Source organism: Microcystis sp. T1-4 (assembly GCF_000297435.1).
Classification (GTDB): Bacteria; Cyanobacteriota; Cyanobacteriia; order Cyanobacteriales; family Microcystaceae; genus Microcystis.
This window is the reverse complement of the sequence record NZ_CAIP01000270.1, coordinates 1-555: the sequence shown is the minus strand read 5'-3', so window position 1 is coordinate 555 and position 555 is coordinate 1. Positions and strand designations below refer to the sequence as shown.

Genomic DNA, 555 nt, shown 5'->3' with positions numbered 1-555 from the left:
ATCCTGTGTTTGAGGAGGAGGAATCGGGAGAATCTATTGCACCAAATTAGCTGAAACAATCCACTACAATACCTCTTGTTTTATATAATAAAAACTACAGAGGACAGATAATTAACCTTAAACTAATACAAGTATATCAGAGGCAGAAATAGTGGGTTTAGAACTAAGAGTTACAATTTGAATGGCTACTAGTGTACCTGTCCCGTCCCCATCAAAGAATAATCCTCCAGTGATTGTATTATAAATAAAGCGATTGCTGGCATTTAATGCAGTTGTTCCTAACACAAATTGAGCAGATGTAATCGCAACTCCTGCGGCTAAACCACCGCCAAAACCCGCAGCAGAGAGAGCAATTTTATCCCCCTGACTGGAGAGAAAATCAGTAATTGTGTCAATCCCTTCATTGCGGTTATTGAAGGTGAAGCGATCGCCACCCGCACCCCCTGTTAGGGTATCATTACCTAAGCCACCAATTAGAATATCATTGTCCAGAGTACCACTGAGAATATCATTGTCTGATGACCCGATAATGGGTAAGGGATTACCAATCTGATT

1 pseudogene is annotated in these 555 nt (G+C 40.7%); it reads right to left on the bottom strand.

The window, feature by feature from the left end:
* Positions 1-117: 117 nt before the first annotated feature.
* Positions 118-555: pseudogene (locus MICAI_RS15930) on the bottom strand (calcium-binding protein); the annotation flags it as partial.